Origin of the sequence: Actinomycetospora corticicola, from assembly GCF_013409505.1 — a bacterium.
Taxonomy (GTDB): Bacteria; Actinomycetota; Actinomycetes; order Mycobacteriales; family Pseudonocardiaceae; genus Actinomycetospora; species Actinomycetospora corticicola.
In genome coordinates, this window is the sequence record NZ_JACCBN010000001.1 from 1,724,488 (window position 1) to 1,748,263 (window position 23,776).

At 74.7% G+C, this 23,776-nt stretch carries 20 protein-coding genes; 17 read left to right on the forward strand and 3 right to left on the reverse strand.

Annotated elements, in window-relative coordinates; all coding sequences use genetic code 11:
* The first annotated feature begins 68 nt into the window (after nt 1-68).
* The 8 genes from BJ983_RS08210 (at nt 69) to prcA (ending at nt 8,940) form a co-directional block, all read left to right on the forward strand.
* Nucleotides 69-854 (forward strand): tRNA (adenine-N1)-methyltransferase, encoded by a 786-nt coding sequence (locus BJ983_RS08210; RefSeq protein ID WP_425484804.1) that lies wholly within the window; start codon nt 69-71, stop codon nt 852-854.
* Nucleotides 855-1,000: 146 nt separating this feature from the next.
* The gene (gene arc, locus BJ983_RS08215; protein WP_179797509.1) at nt 1,001-2,788 is read left to right on the forward strand and encodes a proteasome ATPase; all 1,788 of its coding nucleotides are present in this window, start codon (nt 1,001-1,003) and stop codon (nt 2,786-2,788) included.
* Nucleotides 2,789-2,808: 20 nt separating this feature from the next.
* Nucleotides 2,809-4,080 (forward strand): esterase/lipase family protein, encoded by a 1,272-nt coding sequence (locus tag BJ983_RS08220; RefSeq protein ID WP_179793367.1) that lies wholly within the window; start codon nt 2,809-2,811, stop codon nt 4,078-4,080.
* Entirely contained in the window at nt 4,077-5,315 is a 1,239-nt protein-coding gene (locus tag BJ983_RS08225) for a multidrug effflux MFS transporter (RefSeq protein WP_343053887.1), read from the forward strand. Before BJ983_RS08220 ends, BJ983_RS08225 begins: the two co-directional genes overlap by 4 nt.
* 10 nt (nt 5,316-5,325) lie before the next feature.
* A complete protein-coding gene (dop, locus tag BJ983_RS08230) occupies nt 5,326-6,843 on the forward strand; it encodes a depupylase/deamidase Dop (protein WP_179793368.1) in 1,518 nt (505 codons plus the stop codon).
* A 106-nt stretch (nt 6,844-6,949) separates the two neighbouring features.
* Nucleotides 6,950-7,144: a ubiquitin-like protein Pup gene (locus tag BJ983_RS08235; protein WP_179793369.1), complete on the forward strand. Its 195-nt coding sequence runs from the start codon at nt 6,950-6,952 to the stop codon at nt 7,142-7,144.
* A gap of 125 nt (nt 7,145-7,269) precedes the next feature.
* Entirely contained in the window at nt 7,270-8,103 is an 834-nt protein-coding gene (gene prcB, locus BJ983_RS08240) for a proteasome subunit beta (protein WP_179793370.1), read from the forward strand.
* 57 nt (nt 8,104-8,160) lie between these two features.
* A complete protein-coding gene (gene prcA / locus BJ983_RS08245) occupies nt 8,161-8,940 on the forward strand; it encodes a proteasome subunit alpha (protein WP_179793371.1) in 780 nt (259 codons plus the stop codon).
* A 93-nt stretch (nt 8,941-9,033) separates the two neighbouring features.
* Here prcA and BJ983_RS08250 read toward each other — a convergent pair whose 3' ends face one another.
* Nucleotides 9,034-10,530 (reverse strand): bifunctional phosphatase PAP2/diacylglycerol kinase family protein, encoded by a 1,497-nt coding sequence (locus BJ983_RS08250; protein ID WP_343053890.1) that lies wholly within the window; start codon nt 10,528-10,530, stop codon nt 9,034-9,036.
* Between the two features lie 149 nt (nt 10,531-10,679).
* Between BJ983_RS08250 and pafA the strand changes: the two genes are divergently transcribed.
* From pafA to BJ983_RS08295, 9 genes are all read left to right on the forward strand, one after another.
* Entirely contained in the window at nt 10,680-12,038 is a 1,359-nt protein-coding gene (pafA, locus tag BJ983_RS08255; protein ID WP_179793372.1) for a Pup--protein ligase, read from the forward strand.
* A gap of 100 nt (nt 12,039-12,138) precedes the next feature.
* The gene (locus BJ983_RS08260; protein WP_179793373.1) at nt 12,139-13,908 is read left to right on the forward strand and encodes a serine/threonine-protein kinase; all 1,770 of its coding nucleotides are present in this window, start codon (nt 12,139-12,141) and stop codon (nt 13,906-13,908) included.
* Nucleotides 13,909-13,981: 73 nt separating this feature from the next.
* A complete protein-coding gene (locus BJ983_RS08265; protein WP_343053891.1) occupies nt 13,982-14,962 on the forward strand; it encodes a helix-turn-helix transcriptional regulator in 981 nt (326 codons plus the stop codon).
* On the forward strand, nt 14,959-15,939 hold the full coding sequence (locus BJ983_RS08270) for a WYL domain-containing protein (protein ID WP_179793375.1): 981 nt from the start codon (nt 14,959-14,961) through the stop codon (nt 15,937-15,939). The genes BJ983_RS08265 and BJ983_RS08270 overlap by 4 nt, the downstream gene beginning before the upstream one ends.
* 47 nt (nt 15,940-15,986) lie before the next feature.
* Nucleotides 15,987-16,250 (forward strand): hypothetical protein, encoded by a 264-nt coding sequence (locus tag BJ983_RS08275; RefSeq protein ID WP_179793376.1) that lies wholly within the window; start codon nt 15,987-15,989, stop codon nt 16,248-16,250.
* Entirely contained in the window at nt 16,247-16,513 is a 267-nt protein-coding gene (gene tatA, locus BJ983_RS08280) for a Sec-independent protein translocase subunit TatA (protein WP_179793377.1), read from the forward strand. The genes BJ983_RS08275 and tatA overlap by 4 nt, the downstream gene beginning before the upstream one ends.
* Nucleotides 16,514-16,559: 46 nt before the next feature.
* Entirely contained in the window at nt 16,560-19,442 is a 2,883-nt protein-coding gene (locus tag BJ983_RS08285) for a DEAD/DEAH box helicase (protein ID WP_179793378.1), read from the forward strand.
* Between the two features lie 31 nt (nt 19,443-19,473).
* Nucleotides 19,474-20,214, forward strand: coding sequence for a DUF4333 domain-containing protein (locus BJ983_RS32155; RefSeq protein WP_179793379.1), 741 nt, complete (start codon nt 19,474-19,476; stop codon nt 20,212-20,214).
* 97 nt (nt 20,215-20,311) lie between these two features.
* Nucleotides 20,312-20,701, forward strand: a complete 390-nt coding sequence (locus tag BJ983_RS08295) for an MmcQ/YjbR family DNA-binding protein (protein ID WP_179793380.1) — start codon at nt 20,312-20,314, stop codon at nt 20,699-20,701.
* Nucleotides 20,702-20,720: 19 nt separating this feature from the next.
* Here the strand turns inward: BJ983_RS08295 and BJ983_RS08300 are convergent, their stop codons facing one another.
* Together BJ983_RS08300 and BJ983_RS08305 are read right to left on the reverse strand one after the other, a co-directional pair.
* On the reverse strand, nt 20,721-21,755 hold the full coding sequence (locus tag BJ983_RS08300) for a 5'-3' exonuclease (protein WP_425484743.1): 1,035 nt from the start codon (nt 21,753-21,755) through the stop codon (nt 20,721-20,723).
* On the reverse strand, nt 21,700-23,718 hold the full coding sequence (locus tag BJ983_RS08305) for a DUF2339 domain-containing protein (RefSeq protein WP_179793381.1): 2,019 nt from the start codon (nt 23,716-23,718) through the stop codon (nt 21,700-21,702). Before BJ983_RS08305 ends, BJ983_RS08300 begins: the two co-directional genes overlap by 56 nt.
* Nucleotides 23,719-23,776 lie beyond the last annotated feature (58 nt).

Consider the following 23,776-nt stretch of genomic DNA (forward strand, 5'->3'; position numbering starts at 1 on the left):
GGAACACGGAGACCGACCGGCGCGGGCCCGCCCGGTCCGGGCCGTTCCTCCCGGGGGACCGGGTCCAGCTGACCGACCCGAAGGGCCGCCACTTCAGCCTCGTCCTGGAGCCCGGGCAGAGCTACCACACCCACCGCGGGGCGATCGCCCACGACAAGCTCATCGGCGCGCCCGAGGGCAGCGTCGTGCACTCCGCGGCCAACACGCCGTACCTCGCGCTACGGCCGCTGCTGCCCGACTACGTGCTGGCGATGCCGCGCGGCGCGCAGGTGATCTACCCGAAGGACGCGGCCCAGATCGTCATGTGGGGCGACGTGTTCCCGGGCGCGAACGTGCTCGAGGCCGGGGCCGGCAGCGGGGCCCTGACCTGCAGTCTCCTGCGCGCGGTGGGCCCGGAGGGCACGGTCACGAGCTACGAGATCCGCGACGACCACCTCGAGCACGCCGAGGCCAACGTGCTCCGCTTCTTCGGCGAGCACCCGTCGAACTGGCACCTCCACCTCGGTGACATGGCGGAGGCCACGGGCACGTTCGACCGGGTCGTGCTCGACATGCTGTCACCGTGGGAGCAGCTGGAGACCGTCCGGAACGTCCTGGTTCCGGGCGGGGTACTGGTGGGCTACGTCGCGACCACCACCCAGCTCTCGACGCTCACCGAGGCCCTGCGCGACCAGAACGGCTGGACCGAGCCCCAGGCGTGGGAATCGCTGGTCAGGCCGTGGCACAGCGTCGGCCTGGCGGTGCGCCCGGAGCACCGCATGATCGCGCACACCGCGTTCCTCGTGACCGCCCGGAGGCTCGCCGACGGGGTCACCCCGCCGCGCGTGCAGCGTCGCCCCACCCGGAGCCGGTAGCACACGTCTGAACCCGCAAGAAGCACGCTCGGTGACAAAAGCAAGGGAACGACGCGAGAAGTCCGTCACCGGCTCGCTACTCCACGGACACCCGGATTCACGGGTACGGTGACGCCACGGAGTAGCGGGAGGAGGGCGCCGTGAGCATGAACGACGACCCCAGGGGCCGATCCGACCAGGGCCGCGAACGCGGTGCGGCCGACATGGCCGCGCAGGTGCGATTCCTCGAAGAAGAGGTCGCCCTGCTGCGTCGGAAACTGACCGAGTCCCCGCGCCACACCCGGATCCTCGAGCAGCGGCTCGCGGACTCGGCGGCGCGGGTGTCCCAACTGACCGAGCGCAACGACAAGCTCACCGACACCCTCAAGGAGGCGCGGGCGCAGCTCGTGGCGCTCCGCGAGGAGGTGGACCGTCTCGCGCAGCCGCCGTCGAGCTACGGCGTGTTCCTGACCCTCCACGAGGATCAGACGGTCGACGTCTTCACGTCCGGCCGGAGGATGCGCGTCGCCGTGTCCCCCGCCGTCGAGGCCGGCGAACTCACGCGCGGCCAGTCGGTGCGACTCAACGAGGCGCTCACCGTCGTCGAGGGTGGCGACTACGAGCGCATCGGCGAGGTCTGCTCGCTGCGCGAGGTGCTCACCGAGGAGGACGGGTCGCGCACGCGCGCCCTGATCATCGGGCACGCCGACGAGGAACGGGTCATCCACCTCGCCGACTCGCTGTTCGGCCCGGACTCGCCGGAGCTCAAGCCCGGCGACTCGTTGATGGTCGACACCAAGGTCGGCTACGCCTACGAGAAGGTGCCGAAGGCCGAGGTCGAGGAGCTCGTCCTCGAGGAGGTCCCCGACGTCGCGTACACCGACATCGGCGGGCTCTCGCGGCAGATCGACTCCATCCGCGACGCGGTGGAGCTGCCGTTCCTGCACGCGGACCTGTTCCGCGAGTACCAGCTCCGCCCGCCGAAGGGCGTCCTGCTCTACGGCCCGCCCGGCTGCGGCAAGACGCTGATCGCGAAGGCGGTGGCGAACTCGCTGGCGAAGAAGGTCGCCGAGCAGCGCGGCGAGGACAGCCGCGACATCAAGGCGCACTTCCTCAACATCAAGGGCCCCGAGCTCCTCAACAAGTTCGTGGGCGAGACCGAGCGGCACATCCGGATGATCTTCCAGCGGGCGCGCGAGAAGGCGTCCGAGGGCACCCCGGTGATCGTGTTCTTCGACGAGATGGACTCGATCTTCCGCACCCGCGGGTCCGGCGTGAGCTCCGACGTGGAGACCACGATCGTCCCGCAGCTGCTCAGTGAGATCGACGGTGTCGAAGGCCTCGAGAACGTCATCGTCATCGGTGCGTCCAACCGCGAGGACATGATCGACCCCGCGATCCTGCGGCCGGGCCGGCTCGACGTGAAGATCAAGATCGAGCGTCCCGACGCGGAGTCGGCGATCGACATCTTCGGCAAGTACCTCATCGAGGGGCTGCCGGTCCACGAGGACGACGTCGCCGAGTTCGGCGGCAACCGCCAGGCGTGCCTCGACGGCATGATCGAGCGGGTCGTCGAGCGGATGTACGCCGAGACCGACGACAACCGGTTCCTCGAGGTCACCTACGCCAACGGGGACAAGGAGGTCCTGTACTTCAAGGACTTCAACTCCGGCGCGGTCATCGAGAACATCGTCGGCCGGGCCAAGAAGTACGCGATCAAGTCGCACCTGGAGAGCCAGCAGTCCGGTCTCCGGGTGCAGCACCTGCTCGACGCCGTGGTGGACGAGTTCTCGGAGTCCGAGGACCTGCCCAACACGACCAACCCCGACGACTGGGCCCGGATCTCCGGTAAGAAGGGCGAGCGGATCGTCTACATCCGCACGCTCGTCACCGGCAAGGGCTCGACGCAGGGCAAGGAGATCGACACCGCGTCCAACACGGGCCAGTACCTGTAGTACCGGGTACCGTCACCCCCATGACGGACGAGCAGCACCGGCCGCTTCCCGCACCTCGCAACGAGGTCCGGGGGGCGGCCGGTGTCGCGTCCGAGGCCGTCGACATCATCTCCCGCCCCGTCGAGGGCACCCACCGCGCCATCTCCGACACGGTGTTCGCCACCCTGCGCAAGGCGGGCCTGGGCCCGGCCTCGAAGCCCGCGCAGATGCTGCACGACGGCATCTCCGCCGGCGTCTACTCCGCCGTCCGCGGGCTCGGGCACGCCGCGGGCCGCGGGATCGGGCTCGCTGCGGAGGTCTACCGCGAGGCGTCCGGGAAGGCCGACTGGACCCCGATCACGTCGCGCCCGGCGGGTGCGGTGCTGACCGGCGCCATCAACGGCCTCGTCGGGGACCACATGGTGGCCCTCGACAACGACCTCGCCGTCCCGATGGCCCTCTACACCTCCACCGTCGGCGACCCCGAGGACGGCATCGACCCGCACGCCCAGCTGCGGCTCGACGACATCCGGGTCGCCGACCACCCGGAGCGGGACCTGTCCCACGTCGTGCTGTTCGTGCACGGCCTGGGGGAGACCGAGCACGCCTGGCGGCTCGCCGACGAGGACAGTGCGGGGGAGGGCTACGCCGAGCGCATCGCCTCCGCGGTCGGAGCGGTGCCGCTGCTGCTGCGCTACAACACCGGCATGCGCATCGCCCACAACGGCGCCGCGCTCTCGGTGCTGCTCGGCGAGGTGTTCGACGCCTGGCCGGAGAAGATCGAGCGGCTCGACCTCGTCGGCCACTCCATGGGCGGGCTCGTCCTGCGCCACGCCTGCCACGCCGCGGTGCTCGCCGGTGAACCGTGGGTGCACGCGGTGCGCCGCATGGTCTACCTCGGCTCCCCGCACGAGGGTGCGCCGTTGGCCCACCGCGTCGACCAGCTCGCGACGCAGCTGTCCCGCTGGGCGCGCTCGCGGACCTGGGGCGAGTTCCTCGACCGGCGCTCGGCCGGCATCCGCGACCTCGTCGCCGGGGTCTCCGACACCGACGTGCCCCTCTTGGCGTCCTCGAGCCACCACGGCGTCGCCGCGTGCCTCACCTCGAACGCCCACCACCCGCTCGCCAACATCCTCGGCGATCTGCTCGTCCCGGTGGACTCCGCGCGCGGCGCGATCGCCGACGTCGAGACGCTGCCGTCGTCGCACCACTTCCACCTGCTCAACGACCCGCGGATCCACGAGCACCTGCTGCGCTGGCTGGCTGTTCCCGACGACGGGGCATCCCCGGCCGTCGTCGACGACCGGCGGTGAGCGGGGACCGGGACCGGGACCGGGAGGACCGGACCCGGGGGAGCGCCGCCCGCACGGTCGTCCTCGGGGCGTTGACCGCGGCGGCCCCGCTCTCCATCGACACCTACCTCCCCGCGCTCCCGGCGATCGCGGTCGAGCTCGAGGCGTCCGCCTCCCTGGTGGCGCTGACCCTCACGGCGTGCGTGGTCGGCCTCGCCGTCGGGCAGCTCGTCGCCGGGCCGCTCTCGGACGTCCTGGGCCGACGCCGGCCGATGATCGTCGGCGCCGTCGGCTTCGTCGTCCTGTCGGCGGCCTGCGCCGTCGCCCCCGACGTCGGGACCCTCGTGGCCCTGCGGCTGGCGCAGGGCCTGTTCGGCGCCGTGGGGATCGTGCTGGCCCGCGCCGTCGTCCGGGACCTCTACGACGGACCTGCCGCGGCCCGCGCGTTCGCGGCGCTGATGCTCGTGTCCGGGGTCGCGCCGATCGTGGCGCCGGTCCTGGGCGGCCAGCTGCTGCGGCTCACCTCCTGGCGCGGGGTGTTCGTCGTGCTCGCCCTGCTCGGGGCGGTCGTGCTGGTCGGCGTGCTGCTCGCGGTCCCCGAGACGCTGCCACCCGACCGACGCCGCACCGGCGGGTGGCGGACCACCCGGCACGCGTTCGGCGTGCTGCTCGCCGACGGCCGGGTCCTCGCGTGCGTCGCGGCGGCGGGCTTCGGCTTCGCCGCGATGTTCGCCTACATCTCCGGGTCGACGTTCGTGCTGCAGGGCCTCTACGGGCTCTCGCCCCAGGAGTTCAGCGGCGTCTTCGCGGTGAACTCCGTCGGCATCGTCAGCGCGGTGCAGATCTCCGGGCGCCTGGTCGGCGCGGAGAAGGTCCGGCCGCAGCGGATGGTCCCGCTCGGCCTCGCGATCGCCGTCGTCGGCTCGTCCACCGTGCTCGCCGGGGCGCTCGGCCTCGGCGTCTGGGGCGTGGTGCCGGGCCTGTTCGTCACCGTCTGCGGGGTCGGCACGGCGCTGCCGGCCGCGACGACCCTGAGCCTCGCCGACCACCCGGAGCACGCGGGCAGCGCCTCGGCCCTGCTCGGCACCGCGCAGTTCCTCGTCGGCGGCTTCTCGGCACCGCTGGTGGGGATCGGGGGCGGGCGCACGGCGCTGCCGATGGGGCTGACGATGACCGGGGCCACGCTGGTCGCCCTGCTGGCCTTCACGGTGCTCTGGCGCCGGGCGAGGACGGCACCGGCGGCGGGAGCCAACTAGGGTCGGACCCATGACCGCGCGCCGCATCATGGGCACCGAGATCGAGTACGGCATCTCCGTGCCGGGCGACCCGACGGCGAACCCCGTCATCACCTCCACCCAGGTCGTCCTCGCCTACGCCGCGGCCGCGGACATCCCGCGGGCCCGCCGCGCCCGCTGGGACTACGAGGTGGAGTCGCCGCTGCGCGACGCCCGCGGCTTCGACCTCGGCCCGAGCGCCGGCCCGCCGCCGGACACCGGCGACCTCGACGACCTCGGCGCCGCCAACGTCATCCTCACCAACGGCGCCCGGCTCTACGTCGACCACGCCCACCCCGAGTTCTCCGCCCCCGAGGTGACCACCCCGCGCGGCGCGGTCATCTGGGACAAGGCGGGGGAGCGGGTGATGGAGGACGCCGCCGAGAAGGCGGCCGTGGTCCCGGGCACCGGGCGGATCCAGCTCTACAAGAACAACATCGACGGCAAGGGCGCCTCGTACGGCTCGCACGAGAACTACCTGTGCAACCGGCAGACGCCGTTCCCGAGCATCATCTCGGGCCTCACCCCGTTCTTCGTCACCCGCCAGGTCATGACGGGGGCGGGGCGTGTGGGGCTCGGGGCCTCCGGGGACGAGGCCGGCTACCAGCTCTCGCAGCGCGCGGACTACATCGAGGTCGAGGTCGGCCTGGAGACCACGCTCAAGCGCGGCATCATCAACACCCGCGACGAGCCGCACGCCGACGCCGACAAGTACCGCCGTCTGCACGTCATCATCGGCGACGCGAACCTCTCCGAGTACTCGACCTTCCTCAAGGTCGGGACGTCGGCGCTCGTGCTCTCGATGATCGAGGACGGCGTCCGCTTCGACGACCTGCGCCTGCTCGAGCCGGTGCGCTCGGTGCACCGCATCAGCCACGACCCGACGCTGCAGGTCGAGGTCGACCTCGCCAACGGCAAGCGGATGACCGCCCTGCAGATCCAGCGCGAGTACTACGAGCGGGCCGTCAAGCACGAGCAGGAGACCCAGGGCGACGACGTCGACGAGGTCACCCGCGAGACCCTGGACATCTGGGGGCAGGTCCTCGACGACCTCGAGGCCGACCCGATGCGCTGCGCCGACCGGCTGGACTGGGTGGCGAAGCTCAAGCTGCTGCAGAGCTACCAGGAGCGCGACAACCTGCCCTGGGACTCCCCGAAGCTCCACCTGATCGACCTGCAGTACTCCGACGTCCGGCAGGCCAAGGGCCTCTACAACCGGCTGGTCACCCGCGGGTCGATCAAGCGCCTCGTCACCGAGGAGGAGGTCCGCGCCGCGGTGACCCGCCCGCCGGAGGACACCCGCGCCTACTTCCGCGGGCGGTGCCTGGAGCGCTACCCGAGCGAGGTCGCGGCCGCGTCGTGGGACTCGGTGATCTTCGACCTGGGCCGGGAGTCGCTCGTGCGGATCCCCACGCTGGAGCCGCTGCGCGGCACCCGTGGGCACGTCGGCGAACTCATCGACAACGCCGAGAACGCCACCGCGCTCGTCGAGGCCCTCACGCGCGGCTAGGGCGGGCGCCGCGACGGGGAGTCGGATGATGTTCCTGACATCGGGACGGGCCCGGGGCAGGTAGGGTCGCACCCAGCAGCACCGACAGCGGTCCCGGGAGGCAGCCATGGCGCAGGAACAGACCCAGCGGCAGGGCGGTGGCGACGACGGAGACGGCGGCGAGGACACCACCGCCGCCGGCCAGGAGCGCCGGGAGAAGCTCGGCGAGGAGACCGACAGCATCCTCGACGAGATCGACGACGTCCTCGAGGAGAACGCCGAGGACTTCGTCCGTGCGTACGTCCAGAAGGGCGGCGAGTAGGGCGCATTGCGCTGCGGGCGAACCGCGGCGCATCGACAGTGCACGAGCGGCGGGCCGGGACTAACGTTCCGGCCCGCCGCGCCGTCTCGGTACCGGTACCACCAGCAGAGGAGCCACGACCGCCGATGGACCCCAGGAGCAGCCACGGGCTGGCCCCCGCGTACTTCGACTCCGGCACCTCCTCGTTCGTCGACTTCCTCTCGACGGTCCGGCCGGACCTCCTGCCGACCGCGCGCGGGGTGACCCCCGAGGTCGCGGGCGGCGTGCCGCACGGCACGACGATCGTGGCGGCGGTCTACGACGGGGGCGTCGTGATCGCCGGCGACCGGCGGGCGACGATGGGCAACCTGATCTCCCAGCGGGACATGCAGAAGGTCTACATCACCGACGACTACTCGGCGGCCGGCATCGCGGGCACCGCCGGGCTCGCCGTCGAGGCCATCCGGCTGTTCGCGGTCGACCTCGAGCACTACGAGAAGCTCGAGGGCGTCGGGCTCACCTTCGACGGCAAGTCCAACCGCCTCGCCTCGATGATCCGCGGCAACCTCGGCGCGGCCATGCAGGGGCTCTCCTACGTCCCGCTCTTCGCGGGCTACGACCTCGACGCCGTCGACCCGGCGCGCGCGGGCCGGATCGTGTCCTACGACGTCGTCGGCGGCCGCTACGAGGAGCACGGCGGGTACGCCGCGGTGGGCTCGGGCTCGCTGTTCGCCCGGTCCTCGCTGAAGAAGCTGCACGACGTGTCCGCCGACCGCGACACCACGGTCCGCAACACCGTCGAGGCGCTCTACGACGCCGCCGACGACGACTCGGCGACCGGTGGCCCCGACACCGTCCGCAACATCTTCCCGATCGTCGTGGCGATCGACGCCCAGGGCGCGGTCCAGCTGCCCGCCGACGAGGTCCAGGGCGTCGCGGAGGCCGTGGTCGCCGGCCGCCGCGAGCGCGCGACCAGCTGATTCCCCGTCGCCCCGCCCTGACCGACCCCACGCCACCGAAGAGGGAGCCTCCCCGCCATGACGATGCCGTTCTACGCGTCGGTCGACCAGCTGATGCGCGACCGCTCGGAGCTCGCCCGCAAGGGCATCTCCCGCGGTCGCAGCGTGGTGGTGCTGAGCTGCGCGGACGGGGTGCTGTTCGTCGCGGAGAACCGCTCGAAGTCGCTGCGCAAGATCTCCGAGATCTACGACCAGCTCGGCTTCGCCGCGGTCGGGCGCTACAACGAGTTCGAGAACCTCCGCCGTGCCGGCGTCCGCTGGGCCGACGTGCAGGGCTACTCCTACGACCGGCGCGACGTCTCCGGCCGGGCCCTCGCCAACGCCTACTCGAACATCCTCGGCGCGAGCTTCATCGAGCAGCAGAAGCCGTTCGAGGTGGAGCTGTGCGTCGCGGCGCTGGGGGAGAACGCGGACTCCGACCAGCTCTTCCGCATCACCTACGACGGGTCGATCTCCGACGAGCCGCAGTTCGTCGTCATGGGCGGCACCACCGAGCCCATCTCGACGGCGCTGAAGTCCTCCTACGACGCGTCGCTGGACACGCAGGGCGCCCTGCGGACCGCGCTCGACGCGCTGCAGGCGCAGAACGGCTCGTCGTCGGAGGACCGCACCCTCGGCGTGGACTCCCTCGAGGTCGCCCTGCTCGACCGCACCCGCCGGCCCCGGCGGTCCTTCCGCCGGATCACCGGTGCCGCGCTCTCGGCGCTCCTGCCCACGACGGAGCCGGCCGCGGACGACGCCGCCGGCGACACGGGCGCGGGCGACGAGGTCTCGGGCGCCGGTGGCGCCGACGCCTGAATCCCATCGAGCGAACGGCACTCTCGCAGCTTCTCGGTGCGCGGGAGTGCCGTTCGCTCGGTCAGTGCCGGTGACGCACGGTCGCCGGGACCATCACCAGGCGGTGGCGCGCTCCGGCCAACGGGTCTCGTCCCGGCGGTAGACCGGCACGGGGTGGTCGGCGACGGAGAAGACCAGCCGCTCGCCCGCGACCATCACCTCACCGTCCGTGGCCACCTCCAGCGGGCCGTCGAGCAGCTCGACGTCCAGGGTGCGGGCGGTGTGCTCGACGTAGGTGCGGATGTGCCCGAGCGTGCCCAGGAGCAGCCCGACGATCGCGCGCGCCCGGGAGAAGCGGCGGTCGGCGCGCAGGTAGCGCACCTCGAGCAGCCCGGTGTCCAGCCGCGGCCGGTAGGCGGGCGTCATGCCGGCGGGGGCGTAGGGACCGTTCCCGACGAAGAGCATCCAGATCGAGGTCTCCCGGCCGTCGATGCGGCACCGGATCGGCTTGGCGGAGACGAGCACCGCCACGAGGGCGGCGGACGCGGCCGGCCACTTGCCCCAGCGCTTCTCCCACTTCTCGCGCAGCCGCACCATGTCCGGGTAGCCGCCGAACGAGGCGGTGTTGACGAACACGACGCGCTCGCCACCGGCGGGCCCCGTCGACGCCGAGTACACGCGCAGCTCGCCCACGTCGACCGCGACCGCCTCGCCCGCCCCGGTCGCGTCGACGACCTCCTGCAGGTCGTAGACGCCCACGTCGCGCCCGAAGTGGTTGAGCGTTCCCGCCGGCATCACGGCCAGCGGCAGGTCGAGGTCCTCGGCGATCCGCGCGGCCGCGGCGACCGAGCCGTCCCCGCCCGCGATGCCGAGCGCCGCCGTCCCGGGCGTCGCCGCCGCCTCCTGCAGCCGCGCCAGGAGGTCGTCGCCGGGCTCGAGCCGGACGAGGGTGGCCTTCGGGAGGGCCGCCGCGATCTCCTCCGCCGGGTCCACCCCCGGTCGCCCGGAGCCCATGTTGACCACCATGGACAGCCCGTCGCCCTGCTCGAGGTGCGGCGCGTCGAGCCACGGCCGCGCGATCGCCTCGTCGACGGGTCGCCGCGGCAGCCAGCGCTGGGTGAGCAGCGCGGCCGCCGCCCCCACCGCGGAGCCGACCGCGACGTCGCTGGTCCAGTGCACGCCGACGTGGATGCGGGAGTAGGCGACCGTGGCCGCCAGCGGGGCGAGGGCGGCCCCGGCGCGGGGGCTCTCCAGGCCGACCCCGAGCGCGAAGGCGAACGCCGACGCCGAGTGCCCGGAGGGGAACGACGACGAGGTGGGCCGGTCGGGCAGGGAGCGGGAGGGCGGCAGCAGGTCCGCCGCGGGCCGCCGACGCGGCACGAGCGGCTTGAGCACCGCGTTGGACGCGAAGCTCGCCAGCCCGATCGCGAACACCCCGCGCAGCGCACCCCGGCGGGTCTTCCGGGTGCCCAGGCCCGCCAGCAGCGAGGCCGCGGCGAACCAGAGGCCGGAGTGGTTGGCCGAGCGCGTCAGCGTGAGCAGGGCGTCGTCGACCCGGGAGAGCGGGAACTCGCCGATCGACTCGGTCACCCGCCGGTCGAGCGCGCCCACCGGCCGCAGCGATCGGCGGCTCTGCCGCAGGCCCGTTCGGAAGACAGCCTTCGCGCGGCGTGCGCGTCGCCGGGGAAGCATGGGCATTGACCCTACGGCCCGGTGTCGAGGGCAGCCGCGAGCGGCCTCGGGGGCTTAGGCTGGAGCCCATGCAGCGGCGGATCTACGGCATCGAGACCGAGTTCGGTGTGACCTGCACCTTCCACGGTCAGCGTCGGCTGTCCCCGGACGAGGTCGCCCGGTACCTGTTCCGACGGGTGGTGTCGTGGGGGCGTTCGTCGAACGTCTTCCTGCGCAACGGCTCGCGGCTCTACCTCGACGTCGGGTCGCACCCCGAGTACGCGACGGCGGAGTGCGACTCGCTGGAGCAGCTGGTCGCCCACGACAAGGCGGGCGAGCGGATCCTCGAGGACCTGCTGCTCGACGCCGAGCGCCGCCTCGCCGACGAGGGCATCGGCGGCGACATCTTCCTGTTCAAGAACAACACCGACTCGGCCGGCAACTCCTACGGCTGCCACGAGAACTACCTGGTCGGCCGGTCCGGCGAGTTCTCCCGCATCGCCGACGTGCTCCTGCCCTTCCTCGTCACCCGCCAGCTCATCGCGGGCGCGGGCAAGGTCCTGCAGACCCCGCGCGGTGCCGTGTTCTGCCTCTCGCAGCGGGCCGAGCACATCTGGGAGGGCGTGTCGTCGGCCACCACCCGGAGCCGGCCGATCATCAACACCCGCGACGAGCCGCACGCCGACGCCGAGCGCTACCGCCGGCTGCACGTCATCGTCGGCGACTCGAACATGAGCGAGGTCACCACCCTGCTCAAGGTGGGCACCACCCACCTGGTGCTCGAGATGATCGAGCAGGGGGTCCAGTTCCGGGACTTCACGCTGGACAACCCGATCCGCGCCATCCGCGAGATCAGCCACGACCTCACGGGCCGGCGGCCGGTCCGGCTCGCCGGAGGCCGCGAGGCCGGCGCCCTCGACATCCAGCGCGAGTACCACCAGCGCGCCGTCGAGCACGTCGCGCGCCGGGGGAGCGACCCGGTGACCGACCGCGTGCTCGAGCTCTGGGGCCGCACCCTCGACGCCGTCGAGCGCCAGGACCTCACCCTCATCGACCGCGAGATCGACTGGGCGATCAAGCACAAGCTCGTCGAGCGGTACCGCAAGCGGGGCGACCTGGGCCTGTCCAGCCCGCGCATCGCGCAGCTCGACCTCGCCTACCACGACATCCGACGCGGCCGCGGCGTGTTCGACCTGCTGCAGCGCAAGGACCTGGTCGACCGGGTCACCGACGACGGCGAGATCGAGGCGGCGAAGGACACCCCGCCGCAGACCACCCGCGCGAAGCTCCGCGGGGACTTCATCGCGGCGGCGCAGAACGCCGGACGTGATTTCACCGTGGACTGGGTCCACCTCAAACTGAACGACCAGGCCCAACGAACCGTCCTGTGCAAGGACCCGTTCCGGGCGGTGGACGAACGGGTGGACCGGCTGATCGCCACGCTGTGACCGACGCTGTCGCGTCGATCACGTCTCGGCCCGGCCGGTCCGTGGACAACCCCCACCCGGCATTTCTCACCGACCGAGGACGAGGACGGCCACGACAGCCATGGATGAGCCCGCACCCCACGACCGCACGTCGCGGGTGAGCGCCGACCGCCAGCCGAGCACCCTGCACGACCGCGACCCGGTCACCCCCGACCCGCAGGTCGAGGGCACGGTGCTCGCCGGGCGGTACCGTGTGGGCGAGTGCCTGGGTGCCGGGGCGATGGGCGTCGTGTGGTCGGCGTGGGACCGCCGACTGCGGCGGACGGTCGCGGTGAAGCAGCTGACGCCGCCGCGGGACGGCGACGAGGCCGAGCTGCGGGCCGCCCGGGCCCGGGCGATGCGCGAGGGCCGGATCGCCGGCCGGGTCGTGCACGCGCGGGCGATCGCCGTGTTCGACGTCGTCATGCACGACTCCATGCCCTGGATCGTCATGGAGTACCTGCCGTCCCGGTCGCTCGCGGCGGTCCTCGCCGAGCGTGGGCCGCTGCCGCCGACCGAGGTCGCGCGGATCGGCGCGCAGATCGCCGACGCCCTCTCGGCGGTGCACGAGGCGGGCATCGTCCACGGCGACGTGAAGCCCGGCAACGTGCTGATCACCGATGACGGCATCGCCAAGCTGACCGACTTCGGGGTCTCCCGGGCGTCGTGGGACACCACGGCGACCGGCGGCGGGCTGGTCGCGGGCACCCCCGGCTACTTCGCCCCCGAGGTCGCCCGCGGCGGCGACCCGACCCCGGCCTCCGACGTGTTCTCCCTCGGCGCGACGCTCTACGCCGCCGTCGAGAACGAGCTGGTCTGCGGCCGCCTCGACAACACCCTCGCCGTGCTGCACGCGATGGCCGAGGGGCGGCTGCGCCCCGCGACGCGGGCCGGCGTCCTGGGCCGCCCGCTCTCGGCCATGCTGCGTCTCGAGGCCCGCCACCGGCCCGACACGGCCCTGCTGCGTTCCGCGCTGGAGGCCCGCGCGGCCCTGGCCGCGGCCGACTCGGCCCTCCCGGCGCCCGCGGTGACCCCGCCCGGCCCCGTCCCGACGCCCGAGGAGCCCGGCGACCCCTCGACCGCCGACGTCGGCGGCCGCCGGCCCGTCGTGGCCGGCCCCCCGACCTCCCCGGACGCGAGCGGCCCCGCACCGCACGACCGGTCCGCCCGCGCGTCCGACGAGGGGACCGGTGACGGCTGGTTCCCGCTGGCGCCCGTGACCGGCACCGCGACGGCACCGTCGACCCGCGCTGCCGGCCGCCGTCGTCGGCGGGTGCTCGCGGTCGTCGCGGCGTCCGCGGTGGTGCTCGCCGCCGGGGTCGGCGCCGCCCTGGCCGCCGCCGACCGGCCGGGCACGACGCCGCGCCCCGCGATCGCCGCGCCCGCCACCGCCCCGACGACCACCGAGGACGCGCCGGTCACGGCGCCGAGCACGGAGACCGTGCCGCCGGTGGCGGGTGCACCGCTCTCGCCGGGCAGCCCGACGACGGCGGAGGCGCTGCCTCCGGACGGCGACCCCGACGCCCCCGTCACCGAGGAGGACACCCGCGCCACGGTCACCGCGTACTACGCGAGCCTGCCCGGGGACATCCCCGGGGCGTGGGCGCTGCTCTCCGGCGACGCCCGCCAGGCCTCCGGGGGCTACGGCGGCTACCAGCGGTTCTGGAGCGGGATCACGTCGGTGAGCGCGGGCGACGTGCAGGTCGAGGGCACCTCGGCCCGCGCGGTCCTGGAGTTCACGACGTCGAGCGGACGCATGACCCGCGAGACCTACAGCTTCGAGGTCGACCGCAACGACCAGGGCGGGCTGGAGATCCGCTCGGCGGCACGGGGCGGCGCCGACTCCGCGTAGCCCGCGCGGCCCGGACGCGCCGGGATGCGGGATGTCGAACACAAGATCGAGCGGCGCACGTAGTCTCTGCTGCGTGCCACCCGCTCCGACCGCTCGCGCCGAGCGCCTCGTGAACCTGGTGCTCGCCCTGCTCTCGACGCGCCAGTTCCTGACGGCGGAGCGCATCCGCACCACCGTCGCGGGCTACGAGGAGGCGGCGACCGACGAGGCGTTCTACCGGATGCTGGAGCGGGACAAGGCCGAGCTGCGCGAGCTCGGCATCCCGCTGGAGACCGGCAAGCAGTCGATCTTCGACACGGTCGACGGTTACCGGATCGCCCGCGGGGACTACGAGCTCGCCGCGATCGACCTGGCGCCCGACGAGGCGACCGCGGTCGCCCTGGCCGCCCGCCTCTGGGACTCCCCGCAGCTCGCCGGGGCGGCTCGGACCGCCGTGACGAAGCTGCGCGCCGCGGGCGTCGAGGTCGACCCGACCGCGGCCTCGGAGGTCCAGCCGCGCGTCCGTGCCAGCGAGCCCGCGTTCGCGCCGCTGCTGGAGGCCGCCCGGGCCGGTCGCACCGTCACGTTCGCCCACCGCGGTCATCCGGCCTCGCCGGCCCGGACCCGCACCGTCGAGCCGTGGGGCGTGGTGTCCTACCGCGGCCGCTGGTACCTCGTGGGGCACGACCGGGACCGCGACGACGTCCGCTGCTTCCGCATCTCGCGCATCGAGGGCGACGTGCGACCGGTCGGCCCCCGCGGCGCGGTGACGCGGCCCGCGGGCGTCGACCTCGTCGACCTCGTGGCCCGCTCGGCCGGACCACCCCCGGCGTCGGGAACGGCCCGGGTCCGCCTGGTGCCGGGCCGGGCGGCCGGGCTGCGCCGCGCGGGCCGGCCCGATCCGCAGGGCGACCCCGACGTCGTCGAGCTCGACCTCGCGCGGCTGGAGTCCCTGGCCCGGTGGATCGCCGGGCACGGCCCCGACGCGGTGGTGCTCGAGCCGCCGGAACTGCGCGACGCGGTGATCGCGACCCTGCGCGCGAGCGCGGACACCCTCACCGAGGTGCGCTCGTGAGCGCCGAGGGCGTCGCGGAGCGCCTGCCCCGCCTGCTCACGCTGGTCCCGTGGCTGCTGGCCCGCCCCGGGGTGCCGGTCGCGGAGGCCGCCGCCGAGTTCGGGATCACCGAGGCGCAGCTGCGCCGGGACCTCGAGCTGCTGTGGATGTGCGGGCTGCCCGGCTACGGGCCGGGGGACCTGGTCGACCTCTCCTTCGAGGGCGACACCGTCACCGTCGTCTACGACGCCGGGCTCTCCCGCCCGCTGCGGCTCTCGGGGCCCGAGGCCGCCACCCTGGCGGTCGCGCTGCGGGCCCTGGCGGACGCGCCGGGGGTCGCCGACACCGATGCCGTCCACCGCGCCCTCGCGAAGATCGAGGAGGCGTCGGGACGGACCGACGACCCGTCGTCGGGGACGGTCGCGGTCGGCCTCGGCCGCACGCCGGGCAACGCCCGCGCCGAGGCGACGGTCCGCGACGCCGTCGCGCGGCACCGGGCGCTGCGTCTGACCTACTACTCGGCCTCGCGGGACGCCGTCGGGCGCCGCGACGTCGACCCGATGCGGCTGATGATGGTCGACGGGTCGACGTACCTCGAGGCGTGGTGCCGCCGCGCGGAGGGCGTCCGGATGTTCCGGCTCGACCGGGTGGACGACGCCGAGATCCTCGACGAGCCCGCCCGGCCGCCGGTGGGCGCGGCACCGCGCGAGGTGCCCGCCGACGCGACCGGCCTGCTCGCGCCCGACGCGGGGCGCCGACTCGCGGCGCTGCGGCTCGCGCCGGAGGCGCGCTGGGTCGCCGAGTACTACCCCATGGAGGACGTCGTCGCCGACGACGACGGGTCGGCGCGGGTGCGGATGCGCTACGGCGACCGGGCCTGGATGGTGCGGCTCCTGCTGGGGCTCGGGGACACCGTCGAGGTGCTGTGGCCCCCGGAGCTCGCCGCCGACCGCGCCGGGCGTGCCCGCGACGCCCTGGCGGCCTACGGCGTGGACTAGGCGAGCGGAGCGACGGGGGAGGGACGCGGTCGCGCTAGGGTCCGCGGGTGGTCGGTCCCATCGTGTGGAGCATCGTCGCCGTCGTCGTGGCCCTCGTGGCCCTCGCGCTGCTGGTCGGGGGCCTGCTGCGCTCCCTGCGGCGCACCAGCGCGGTCTCGGGGGCGTTGGGGTCCCTGCTCTCCGACCGGGTCGCTCTGCTGCGCGCCCGGGCGGCCGCGCTCGGCGTCCGGATGGAGCAGCGGAGAACGTCCGATTCGTCCCCGGTACAGTCGGGGACGACCACGCCGAGCTCGGAGGGGAACCACCCGTGAGCGAATGGATCATCGTCGCCATCGTCGGCGTCGTACTGCTCTTCAGCGCCAAGAAGCTGCCCGACATGGCCCGCGGCCTGGGGCAGTCGATGCGCATCTTCAAGGCCGAGACCCGCGGCATGAAGGAGGACGACGAGCGCGCCAAGTCCACCGATAAGGCCCCGGAGCCCGCGCCGCGGGCGGTCGAGCCCTCCCGGGTCGAGACCCCGGCCGTCGAGAAGCCGCGCGAGACGGTTCCCGACGAGACCCGCACGGCCGACTGAGCGGCTCTCCCAGCGCGCCCCCGCCGATGTGTGACACGGTGGGGGGGTGGCCCGCTCTCCCGCCGAGGCCTACGCCGCAGCGCGCACCCGCTCGGCGCACCCCGAGCTCGGCACCTTCGTCACGTCCCTGAGCTTCGAGCTCGACGACTTCCAGCGACGCGCCTGTCTCGCGCTGGAGGAGGGACACGGTGTGCTCGTCTGCGCGCCCACCGGCGCCGGCAAGACCGTCGTCGGTGAGTTCGCGGTCCATCTCGCGCTCGCGCGGGGTCAGAAGTGCTTCTACACGACGCCGATCAAGGCGCTGTCGAACCAGAAGTACGCCGACCTCGTCGCCCGCCACGGCGCCGACGCCGTCGGCCTGCTGACCGGCGACACGGCCGTGAACGGGTCCGCCCCCGTCGTCGTGATGACCACCGAGGTCCTCCGCAACATGCTCTACGCGGACTCCCCGGCGCTCGACGGCCTCGCCTACGTGGTGATGGACGAGGTCCACTACCTCGCCGACCGTTTCCGCGGCGCCGTGTGGGAGGAGGTCATCCTCCACCTCCCGCAGTACGTGCAGATCGCGTCGCTGTCGGCGACCGTGTCCAACGCCGAGGAGTTCGGCGACTGGCTCGTCGAGGTCCGCGGCGACACCACCGTCGTCGTCGACGAGACCCGGCCGGTGCCGCTGTGGCAGCACATGGTCGTCGGCGGCCGGATGTTCGACCTGTTCGCCGAGGAGCGGCGCGGCACGAACGCGCACGAGGTGAAGGTCGACCCCACCCTCGCCAAGGCCGTCGCCGAGGTCGACCGGGACGGCGGGGGACACCGGCGCGGCCGGTCCGGGCCGCCGCCGCGGGGCGGGCGCGATTCCCGTCGTCGGGACGACCGCGCCTCCGGCCCCGGCCGCGGTGGCCGCAGCGGCGGGCCGGGCTACCGTCCGCCGTCCCGCGTGGACGTCATCGAACGGCTCGACGCGGCCGGGCTCCTGCCCGCCATCACCTTCATCTTCAGCCGGGCGGGCTGCGATGCCGCCGTCACGCAGTGCGTGCGCTCGGGGCTGCGGCTGACCGACCGCGACGAGGTGGAGCGCATCCGCGCGGTGGTCGACCGCCGCTGCGCGGCCCTGCCCGACGCCGACCTCGACGTGCTGGGCTACTGGGAGTGGCGCGAGGGGCTCGAGCGCGGCGTCGCGGCCCACCACGCGGGCATGCTCCCGGCGTTCAAGGAGACCGTCGAGGAGCTGTTCGTCCAGGGCCTGGTGCGCGCGGTGTTCGCCACCGAGACCCTGGCCCTGGGGATCAACATGCCGGCCCGCACCGTCGTGCTGGAGAAGCTGGTCAAGTACAACGGCGAGTCCCACGTCGAGCTGACCCCCGGCGAGTACACCCAGCTCACCGGGCGGGCGGGGCGACGCGGGATCGACGTCGAGGGCCACGCCGTGGTGCTGTGGACCCCGGGGATGGACCCGGCGCAGGTCGCGGGCCTCGCCTCCACCCGCACCTACCCGCTCCGCTCGTCCTTCCGGCCCGGCTACAACATGGCCGTCAACCTGGTCGACCGCCTCGGGGTCACCGAGGCGCGGGCGCTGCTGGAGCAGTCCTTCGCCCAGTTCCAGGCCGACCGGTCCGTGGTGCACCTCGCCAAGCGCGTGGAGCGCAACCGGGAGGCCCTCGAGGGCTACGCCGAGGCGATGGGCGGGTCGGGCGCGGCCGACGGCGCGGAGGGCTCCTCGGCCGAGGCGTTCGCCGAGTACATGGACCTGCGGCGCCGGCTCTCCGAGCGGGAGAAGCAGCTCGCGAGGGCCGGCCGCTCGCAGCAGAAGGCGGAGGCGTCGGCCTCGCTCGAGGCCCTGGGGCGCGGCGACGTGATCGCGGTGCCGTCCGGCAAGCGGGCCGGGCTCGCCGTCGTGCTGGACCCGGGGGTGGACCGGTCCGGGCGCGGGATGGAACCGCGTCCGCTGGTGCTCACCGAGGACCGGTGGGCCGGTCGGCTCTCCATCGCCGACTTCCCCGACCCGGTCACCGCGCTCGGCACGATGAAGTTGCCCAAGCGCGTCGACCACAAGGAGCCGCGGGTCCGCCGGGACCTCGCCAATGCGTTGCGCGACACCGGCATCGAGGCCCCGGGGCGGTCCCGACGGGGCGGCGGGGCCGCCGAGGACCCCGAGCTCGCGTCGCTGCGCCGCGCCGTGCGGTCCCACCCGTGCCACGGGCGGGCCGACCGCGAGGACCGGGCGCGCTGGGCCGAGCGGCACGCCCGGCTGTCCCGGGAGACCGAGCAGCTCGAGCAGCGGGTCCGCTCGACCACGCACTCGCTGGCCCGGAACTTCGACCGCATCCGGGGCCTGCTGACCGAGCGCGGCTACCTCGCGGGAGACGAAGCGCAGCAGAGCTCGACCATGAGGCAGGGCGCGACGGGGGAGCAGGAGCTCACGCCCGCCGGGCACCGGCTGTCGCGGCTGTGGGGCGAGTCGGATCTGCTGGTCGCGGAGTGTCTGCGCCACGGGGTGTGGGTCGGGCTGAAGCCCGCCGAGCTCGCGGCCGTCGCGTCGTCCCTGGTCTACGACTCGCGCCGCGACGACGGCGGCATCCCGCGGGTGCCCGACACCGTCGAGGGCGCGGTGACCCAGACCGCGCAGCTGTGGACCGACCTGGTCCACGACGAGCGTCGCCACCACCTCGACCGCACCCGGGAGCCCGATCTCGGGTTCGCGTGGCCGGTGCACCGCTGGGCGCGGGGCGACGCGCTGGCGGTGGTGCTGTCCTCCGCGCGGGCCCACGGGCTGGAGCTGTCGGCGGGCGACTTCGTGCGCTGGTGCCGGCAGGTGCTCGACCTGCTCGACCAGATCCGCGCCGTCTGCGGCGCCGAGGACCCGGTGGGCCGCGCGGCCGCCGAGGCGGGGCGCGCCATCCGACGGGGCGTGGTGGCGGTGGGGGAGACCTGACGGGTCCGGTGCCCGTGAGACTCTTCGCGGCGTGACCAACACGGCGGGGGAGTCGTCGGCCCGCGAGCCCGAGGAGGCCGCGGAGCCGGAGACGACCCCGCCGGCGTCGCCGTCGCCCGCATCGTCTCCGTCGTCGGGGGCGGCCCCGCCCCCGGAGCGGTCCGACCCGGCGGCGCCGGCGACCGAGGCCGCTCCGACCCGGTCGACGGGGGTGCGCTGGGGCGACGGGTCGAGTCCGGGCACCGGTCGGGACGAGGACGCGACCCCGCCGTCGGGGGTCGTGGCTCCGGTGCCCGTGCGCACCACGGGGGTGGCACCGGTCCCGGCCCCGGGCGCCGCCTGGCCGACCCCGACCCCGACCCCGACCCCGGGCCCGCCCGGTCCGTGGCAGCAGACCGCGCCCGGGTGGGCGCCCCCTCCGGCACCGGCCCCCGACGCCGCCCGGCGTCGACGGGTCCGACGGATCGTGCTGGCGGTGGTGCTCGGGGTCGTCGTGCTCGCCGTCGTCGTCGTGGCCCTGCTGGCATTCCTCGTCGGGCCCCGGTTCGCGCGGTACGACGTGCTGGACCGGGCCGCCGTCGAGCGCGGGGTCACCGAGGTCGTCACGCGCGACTGGAAACGACAGGTCAGCGGCGTGAGCTGTCCCGACGACGAGCGGGTCCGGCCGGGCACGACCTTCTCCTGCACGGGCACGGTGGACGGGCGTCCGGTGTCGATCCCCGTGGACGTGGTGGACGGGTCCGGGACGTACGAGGTCGGCCAGCCCCGGTGATCGTCGAGCACCCTCGGTGGCCCGGCGCGTCATCGCGCCACCGACGGTGCTCGATGATCATGGTCCGCCGGGCGGCGCTGCTCTAGGGTCGGCCCGCATGGCGACGTGGGACGACGTGCGGCGGCTCGCGCTCGCCCTGCCCGAGGTCGAGGAGCTGGGGACCTACGGCGGGTCGGTGTCCTGGAAGGTGAAGGGGAAGCTCTTCGTCTGGGAGCGGCCGCTGCGGAAGCGGGACCTGGCCGACCTCGGGTGGGCCGAGCAGCCGGGTCCGGTGCTGGGCGCCCGGGTGCCCGACCTCGGCGCGAAGGAGGCGCTGGTCGCCGAGCAGGGCGTCTACTTCACGACGCCGCACTTCGACGGGCATGCCAGCGTGCTCGTCCACCTCGAGCGGATCCCCCTCGACGAGCTCGGGGAACTGGTCACGGAGTCCTGGTACGCCGTCGCGCCGCCGATGGTCCTGCGTCGCCACCCGCGCGATCCGGCCTGAGCAGCGCCGCCGGGCCGCGTCAGGCGTCGCGTCCGGCGAGGGCGGCCGTCAGACGGTCGACCGAGCCGGCGAGGTTCCAGCGCTCCGCGAGGGCGGCCAGGGCGTCGGGATCGGCCGGGGCGTGGGGGAGGGACCGGGTCGAGCCCGTCCAGTCGATGGGCGCGTCCTTCGCGACGAGCACCACCTCCGGCGCCACGGTGAGGTACGGCGCTGCCTTCACCAGCTTCGAGCGCACGGCGGCGGAGAGCCGGGCGTCGCCGCCGTCCACCACCGCCGTGATGAGCTCGGCCCACGAGTCGAACTTCGACACGACCTGCGACGCGGTCTTCTCCCCGACGCCGGGGACGCCCGGCAGCCCGTCCGAGGGGTCGCCGCGCAGCATCGCCATCTCGGCGTAGCCGTCGCCGGCCCGCCCGACCGGGACGCCGTACTTCGCCGCGACCTCCTCCGGGCCGTAGACCTCGTACTTGGACACCCCGCGGGCGATGTAGACGATCCGCACGCTGGTCGGCTCGTCGCGGACGAGCTGGAGCAGGTCGCGGTCCCCGGTGACCACCTCGACCGTCCTGGTGGCCTCACCGCTCGCGAGGGTGCCGATGACGTCGTCGGCCTCGAAGCCCTCCGCCCCCGCCGTCGGGATGCCCGCGGCGGCGAGGACGTCGAGGATCACCGGCACCTGGACGCCGAGCTCTGCGGGCGCGGCCTCGGCGTCGGGCCCGCCGCCGACGGAGGGGTCGGACGGGTCGATGCCCGACGAGGTGTCCACCCGGTGGGCCTTGTACGACGGCAGGGCGCGGACCCGGAACGCGGGGCGCCAGTCGCGGTCGAGGCACGCCACCACCGCGGAGGGCTGCCGGGCGCGCACGAGGCGGGCGACCATGTCGCAGAAGCCGCGGATCGCGTTCACGGGCGTGCCGTCGGCGGCGGTGAGCGACGACGGCACGCCGTAGAAGGCGCGGAACCACAGGCTCGCGGAGTCCAGCAGCAGCACGGGCCCCTCAGTCGTCTCCACGCCCGCTCCGGGTCGAGCTGCGCTGCGCTGCGTCTCCGCCATGGGGCGCAAGCGTGCCAGGCTCCTCGGCCGCGGTCGTCACCAGACGCGCGTACCGGGTGCCCGCGGCCAGCAGGACCAGGCCGGCGCCGAGGAACACGACGACCCGCGCGAGCCCGTCGAGCGCGACGAGGTCGAACAGGATCAGCTTCGCCACGGCCGCGACGACGAGCACCCCGCCCAGGACCCGGGGGAGGACCGCCCCGACGCCGCGCACCAGCAGCACGAGCGCGAGGGCCGTCCAGGAGATCGTCACCAGGACGTGGCCGACGAGGAACCCGCCCCGGTCCGGCGCCACCGCGAGGGCGAGCGTGACGACCACGCCCGCGGCGCCGTACAGCCCGACGACGCCGAGCAGACCCACCACGACGGCGGTGCGGTCCCGGCCTCCGAGCAGGTCCGCGCGGGCGACGGCGACCAGCAGCGACCCGGCGGCCGCGGCGAGGAGCACGCCGACCGCAGCCATGGCGAGCAGGGCGCCGGCCGGGCGGACGTCGCCGCCGACCACGACGTCGAGCGGGAGGTCCCGCACCAGGGCGACCACGCCGCCGAGGACACCGAACGCGCCCGCGACGGCGAGGACGACGGTCCGGCCGGTCCGCGCGGCGAGGACGCCCAGCACGGCGGCGACGGCCAGCAGCCCCCCGCCCGCGGCGGCCCCGGTCAGCGCGAGCGGGATCGCCTGCAGACCGAGGACCCCGGCCGCGGCGACCGCGGTGGCCACCAGGGCCGGCGTCGCGGGCACCCGGCCGGTCCCGCGCTCGGCGACCGCACCGGCGGCGAGCAGCAGGAGCACGGCGACGACGTCGAGGGCGGCGCCCCAGGGCCGGTCGAGGGACGGGGCGACGGCGATCAGCGGGAGCACCGGCGCGGCGATCGCGATCCCGGCGACGAGCGTGGCCGTGCGGTCCGCCCCCGGCGCGGCGACCAGCACCAGGGCCGCGACGACCCCGACGGCGAGCAGCGCCCCGACCGCGAGCGCCACCCCGAGCGGCGAGGACCCGGCGACGCCGACGGCCCCCGCCGCGACGAGCGCGGACAGGGCCGCGAACCCGACGGACACGGCGACGAGCACCGGCCAGGCGCGGCGGGCGGCGACCGGCAGGGCGACCGCCACCACGACGACGAGCAGGGCCACGAGCAGCGGCCCGGCCGACTCCGTCACGAGCGGCACGAGGAGGTCCGCCCCGACGACGACGCCGAGGGCCAGGTCCCGCCGGCGCCACCGGTCGGCGAGGAGCAGGCCGCCACCGGCCACGCCCAGCGCGAGCACCACCGCGACGACGGAGGGCAGGAGGTCGTACAGGGAGGCCGCGGCGGCCACCGTCAGGTAGAGGGCGGTGAGCCCGGTGGCGGCGAGCGACACCGGCCCGGGGTCGGCCGCGCCCTCCCCGGCGCCCTCGTCCGCCCGGCGCCGCTGCAGGACGATCCCGGCGCCGAGGAGCCCGAGCCCCACCAGCGCCCCGAACCCGACGCGGGCCTCCGCGCCGAACCAGCCGCGGGACGCGGCGAGGACGAGGAGCAGCACGACGCCGAGCAGGGTCACGCCCGTCCCCGTCGCCGCGAGCAGCCGGGCACCGGACAGCCGGGGGAGCCGGGAGCGCAGCGGGACCCGCGGGGCGGCCGGCGGCGGCGCCCACACGGCGGTCCCGGACGGCGGGGGCGGCACCGGCGGCCCCGATGGCGGGACCCGGACCGGGCCGGACGGCGCCCAGGGCGCGACGCCGGCCGGCAGTCCGGCGGGGGGCGCCGACGGCGGGACCGACGGCGGGGCCGCGGTCGACGGCGGGGCGGGCGCCGGACCCGGGCCGGGGACGGCCGCCGGGGCGAGGGCACCCGTCGTCGGGAACGGGGTCCCGCGGAGCACCCCGAGATCGGAGCGGACCCGCGCGAGCCGGGCCCCGAGGTCGGCGAGCTCGCCGTCGAGGCGGGACAGGAGGGCCGTGGGGTCACCGGGGTTCGTCATGGCGCCCACCCTGGCCGCCGGGGCCTGTGCCCGGGGAGGGGAGAACTACCTAAGGTGG

Coding starts and splice junctions, on each gene's coding strand:
- pafA (WP_179793372.1), top strand. CDS start 10,680: ATGCAGCGGCGGATCTACGGCATCGAGACCGAGTTCGGTGTGACCTGC.
- BJ983_RS08235 (WP_179793369.1), top strand. CDS start 6,950: ATGGCGCAGGAACAGACCCAGCGGCAGGGCGGTGGCGACGACGGAGAC.
- BJ983_RS08220 (WP_179793367.1), top strand. CDS start 2,809: ATGACGGACGAGCAGCACCGGCCGCTTCCCGCACCTCGCAACGAGGTC.
- prcA (WP_179793371.1), top strand. CDS start 8,161: ATGACGATGCCGTTCTACGCGTCGGTCGACCAGCTGATGCGCGACCGC.
- BJ983_RS08300 (WP_425484743.1), bottom strand. CDS start 21,755: ATGGCGGAGACGCAGCGCAGCGCAGCTCGACCCGGAGCGGGCGTGGAG.
- dop (WP_179793368.1), top strand. CDS start 5,326: ATGACCGCGCGCCGCATCATGGGCACCGAGATCGAGTACGGCATCTCC.
- arc (WP_179797509.1), top strand. CDS start 1,001: ATGAACGACGACCCCAGGGGCCGATCCGACCAGGGCCGCGAACGCGGT.
- BJ983_RS08295 (WP_179793380.1), top strand. CDS start 20,312: ATGGCGACGTGGGACGACGTGCGGCGGCTCGCGCTCGCCCTGCCCGAG.
- prcB (WP_179793370.1), top strand. CDS start 7,270: ATGGACCCCAGGAGCAGCCACGGGCTGGCCCCCGCGTACTTCGACTCC.
- BJ983_RS08260 (WP_179793373.1), top strand. CDS start 12,139: ATGGATGAGCCCGCACCCCACGACCGCACGTCGCGGGTGAGCGCCGAC.
- BJ983_RS08305 (WP_179793381.1), bottom strand. CDS start 23,718: ATGACGAACCCCGGTGACCCCACGGCCCTCCTGTCCCGCCTCGACGGC.